Below are 4881 nucleotides of genomic sequence, written 5' to 3'. Positions count from 1 at the left end.
GGCCGAGATGCCGGCGCGACGCGGGTGTCCGGTCTCCGGCCACTCCCGCGGCTCCGTCAGCAGCGACACCGCGCCGGTCGACCAGTCGATGTGCGGGGAGGGTTCGGCTATGTGCAGTGACTTCGGCAGCACACCGTGCCGCATCGCCAGCACCATCTTCATCACACCGGCGACACCGGCCGCGGCCTGTGTGTGCCCGATGTTGGACTTCACGGAGCCCAGCCACAGCGGCTGGCCCTCCGGTCGTTCCTTGCCGTAGGTGGCCAGCAGTGCCTGCGCCTCGATGGGGTCACCGAGCGAGGTACCGGTGCCGTGCGCCTCGACCGCGTCGACCTGGTCGGCGGTGAGCCGGGCGTTCGCCAGCGCCTGGCGGATCACCCGCTGCTGGGACGGGCCGTTGGGGGCCGTAAGGCCATTGCTCGCACCGTCCTGGTTGACGGCGCTGCCCCGCACCACGGCCAGCACCGGGTGGCCGTTCCTGCGGGCGTCCGACAGCCGCTCCAGCAGCAGCATGCCCACACCCTCGGCCGGGCCGAACCCATCGGCGTCGGCGGAGAACGCCTTGCAGCGGCCGTCGGTGGAAAGGCCGCGCTGGCGGCTGAACTCCACGAACAGGCCGGGAGTCGCCATCACGTGCGCGCCGCCCGAAAGTGCCAGCGAGCACTCGCCGTTGCGCAGCGCCTGCACCGCGAGGTGCAGCGCGACCAGGGACGCCGAGCAGGCGGTGTCGACGGTGACCGCCGGACCTTCGAGGCCGAAGGTGTAGGAAAGGCGGCCGGATATCACGCTGGCCGCGTTACCCGTGCCGAGGTGCCCGGCGAAGTCGTCGTCCGCCTCCAACAGCGCGTTCAGGTAGTCGGAGCCGTTGACGCCGACGAAGACACCCGACTGGCTACCGCGCAGCGTCACCGGGTCGACGCCCGCCCGCTCGAACGCCTCCCACGCGGTTTCCAGCAGCAGCCGCTGCTGCGGGTCCATCGCCAGCGCCTCACGCGGGCTGATCCCGAAGAAGGCCGGATCGAAGCGGGCGGCGTCGCTGAGGAAGCCGCCCTCTCTGGTGTAGGAGGTGCCACGGCTGTCCGGGTCCGGGTCGTACAACCCCTCCACGTCCCAACCGCGGTCCGCCGGGAAGCCGGTGAGCGCGTCACCGCCCGACTCCAGCAGCCGCCACAGTTCCTCGGGCGACCGCACGTCTCCGGGGAAACGGCAGCTCATCGCGACTATCGCAATGGGCTCCCGTGCCTGGTCCTCGATTTCCCGCAGCCGCCCATAGGTCTCGTCGAGTTCCGTCGTGACCTTCTTGAGGTATTCCCGGAGCCTTGCTTCGTTCGCCATTGGCGCTTCATCCATTCGAAATGGTCGAGATCGTCGCGGTGGTCGGTGTTGGAATCGCTCAGCCCTTGCCGAACCTCTTGTCGATGAAGTCGAAGAGTTCGTCGTCGCTGGCCTCTTCGAGGACGTCCGCCGCGCCGCCCTCCGCCGCGCCGCGGACGTCGTTCCACTTCGCCAACAGCGACTGCAGCCGTACCGCGATACGGGCCTGCGCCGCCTCGTCCGGCACCAGCTCCGAGACATCGTCCGGTGCCAGCGCGGACAGGGCGTTCTCCAGCCGGTCCAACTCCTCCAGTACGGAGTTCTTCGGCTCCCCCGCCGCGTCCGGTACGACCTCGGCCAGCAGGTACTCGGCGAGCGCGGCCGGGGTCGGGTAGTCGTAGATCAACGTGGCCGGAAGCCGCAGTTCGGTGGCAGCGTTCAGCCTGTTGCGCAGTTCCACCGCGGTCAGGGAGTCGAAGCCCAGCTCGCGGAACGCCTGACCGGCGCCGACCAGCTCGGCCGAGGCATACCCGAGCACCGCGGCGACCTGGGCACGTACCAGGTCCAGCACCGTGCGCTCCCGCTCGGCCGCCGACAGCCGCGACAGCCGCTGCGCGATGCTCTCCCTTCCCGCCGTGCCGCCCTGGTCGGACCGCGCGCTCCGGCGGCCCGGAGTGCGGACCAACCCCCGGAACATCGGGTGCAGTTCGCCCGTCGCGGCGGCAGCCCGCAGCTTGGCGAAGTCAAGCCGGACGGGCACCAGTACGGCCTCGTCGGTTGTGATGGCGGCGTCGAACAGCGCCAGGCCCTCGTCGGCCGCCAGCGGCACCATGCCGCCGAGTGCCGTACGTGTCCGGTCCGCCGCTGCCAACCGTCCTGCCATACCGCGTTCTTCCGCCCACATGCCCCAGACCAGCGAGACCGCCGGGAGCCCCTGGGCGCGGCGGTGCCGGGCAAGGGCGTCCAGGAAGACGTTGGCCGCCGCGTAGTTCGCCTGTCCCGCGGCGCCCAGGGTGCCTGCCGCAGCGGAGAACATCACGAACGCCGATAGGTCGCGGTCCTTGGTGAGGTCGTGCAGGTTGACCGTGGCGTCGACCTTCGGCCGCAGCACCCGGGCCAGCCGCTCCGGGGTGAGCTTGTCGACCACACCGTCGTCCAGCACCGCGGCGACATGCGCGACGGCCGTCAACGGGTGTTCCGCCGGGACCCGGTCCAGGACTTCGGCAAGCGCCGCACGGTCGGCGGCATCGCAGGCCGCCACCGTGACGTGTGCGCCCAACTCGGTCAGCTGGTCACGCAGTTCGGCCATGCCCTCGGCTGCCTCACCGCTGCGGCTGACCAGCAACAGACGGCGTGCGCCGTGCTCGGCCACCAGATGTGTGGCGAGCAGTCGTCCCAGGCCGCCGGTGGCGCCGGTGATCAGGACGGTTCCCTCGGGCTCGATGGTCCGAGTGACGTCCCCGGCCGCCGTCTCAACCCTGGCCAGCCGCGGTACGTAGGCCGCGCCCGCGCGCAGGGCCAGTTCGGGCTCACCGGAGGCGATGGCTCCCGGTACGGCCGCGTATGTCGAGGCGGTCGCGTCGAGGTCGAGCAGGACGATCCGGTCCGGGTTCTCCGACTGCGCCGAGCGGGCCAGCCCCCAGACCGGGGCGGCCGCCAGGTCCGTCGGCAGCCCATCGCCACCGGTGTCGACCGCGCCCCGGGTGACCAGCACCAGGCGTGCCGAGCCGAACCGCTCACCGGCCAGCCAGGCTTGCAGTGTGCCGAGCGCACGGGTGGCCGCGTCATGGACCGGCGCCGCTACCGCTTCGGGCGTGTTGTGCAGGACGGGCACGAGGACGGCGTCCGGTACCGGATGACCGGCGGCGATGGCCGCGTCCAGTGCCGCCAGGTCCTCGAACGCCTCACCCAGGACACCCAGCTCGTGGTCCGCGGCGCCCACGATGGCGTAGCGGCCCGATGTCGCCGCGGCGACGGGAAGGTGGGTCCAGTCGAGACGGAACAGTGCGTCGTTGTGCGTGGCGAGCTGTTCCGTCTGGTCCACGGCGAACGGGCGCAGGGCCACGGCGGCCACTGACGCCACGACGTTGCCCGACTCGTCCGCCGCAGTCAGGGACACGGTGTCGTCCCCTTCCGGCACGATCCGCACCCGCAGCGCCGAGGCGCCGCTGGCGTGCAGGCTCACACCGCGCCACGACAGCGGCAGCGCGTCACCGGGAATGTGCGGGGCGCGGGCGTGCAGGGCCGCGTCGAGGAGCGCCGGATGCAGAGCGAACCGGGTGGCGTCGGACTGTTGTTCCGGCGCGAGGCGCACTTCCGCGTAGATCTCGTCGTTGTGCGTCCACACCTTGTTCAGGCCCTGGAACACCGGTCCGTGCACCAGTCCGGCGGCGGCGAGGTGGCGGTAGACCTCGGCCGCGTCGGACGGCGCAGGCATGGCACCGGCTGGCGGCCATTCCGTCAGGCCGGGCTGCGGCTCGGGACCGCCCTGTGCGGCAAGTACGCCGATGGCGTTGCGGGTCCATGGCAGGTCGGGCCGTACGGCGTCGCCGGTGGCCTCGTCCGGGCGCGAGTGCACGGACAACGTGCGCCGTCCCGACTCGTCGGACGCGCCCACCGTGACGCGCAGTTGGACACCACCGCGCTCCGGCAGCACCAGCGGCGCATCCAGGGTCAGCTCGTCCAGCGCACCGCACCCCACCTGCTCCCCAGCGTGTATCGCCAGTTCCACGAAGGCCGACGGCGGCACGACGACCGCGTCGAGCAACGTGTGGTCGGCCAGCCAGGGGTGGCTCTGGACCGACAACCGGCCGGTGAGCAACACCCCGTCCGAGTCCGGAAGTTCCACCGCCGCACCGAGCAGCGGATGTCCGACGGCTCCGAGTCCGACGGACGCCACGTCCTCGTACACCGCGAAGGTGTCGACCCAGTACCGCTGGTGCTGGAAGGCGTAGGTGGGTAGGTCGACGCGTTGGGCGCCGGTTCCGGCGTAGTACGCCCGCCAGTCGACGGCGATGCCGCTGACGTGGGCCTGGGCCAGCGCGGTGGTCACGGTCTCGGCTTCCGAGCGTCCGGCCCGCAGTACCGGGACGAACACCGCGCCCTCCGACGTGACGCACTCCTGGGCCATGGCCGACAACACACCATCCGGCCCCAGTTCGAGATACGCCGTCACCCCCTCCGCCTCCAACACACGGACGCCATCGAGGAAACGCACGGCCTCACGCACATGACGCACCCAGAAGTCAGGCAGGCAGATCTCCTCAGCGGTGACCAACGCACCCGTCAGGTTGGAAACGATCGGAATCCGAGGAGCCTCGTACCTCAGCCCCTCCGCCACCTTACGGAAGTCCGCCAACATGCCGTCCATGTGCGCCGAGTGGAACGCATGGCTCACCGTCAACCGCTTGGTCTTACGACCCAACGCCTCGAACCGCCCAGCGACCGCCAGCGCCTCGCCCTCATCACCAGCGATCACAACCGAGGCCGGACCGTTGACCGCCGCAACACCGACCCGATCGGTCAACCACGGACCAACCTCGTCCTCCGCAGCCTGCACGGCGATCA

2 protein-coding genes are annotated in these 4881 nt (G+C 71.0%); both read right to left on the bottom strand.

What is annotated here, in order from left to right:
* A partial coding sequence (locus tag O5O46_RS34790; protein WP_269859685.1) for a type I polyketide synthase occupies positions 1-1335 on the bottom strand: 1335 nt, incomplete at its 3' end.
* A 58-nt stretch (positions 1336-1393) separates the two neighbouring features.
* A partial coding sequence (locus O5O46_RS34785; protein WP_269859684.1) for an SDR family NAD(P)-dependent oxidoreductase occupies positions 1394-4881 on the bottom strand: 3488 nt, incomplete at its 5' end.

The sequence above is a fragment of the Streptomyces sp. RPT161 genome (genome assembly GCF_027533845.1).
In the GTDB taxonomy this organism is placed as follows: Bacteria; Actinomycetota; Actinomycetes; order Streptomycetales; family Streptomycetaceae; genus Streptantibioticus_A; species Streptantibioticus_A silvisoli_A.
This window is presented reverse-complemented; position numbering and strand designations above follow the sequence as displayed.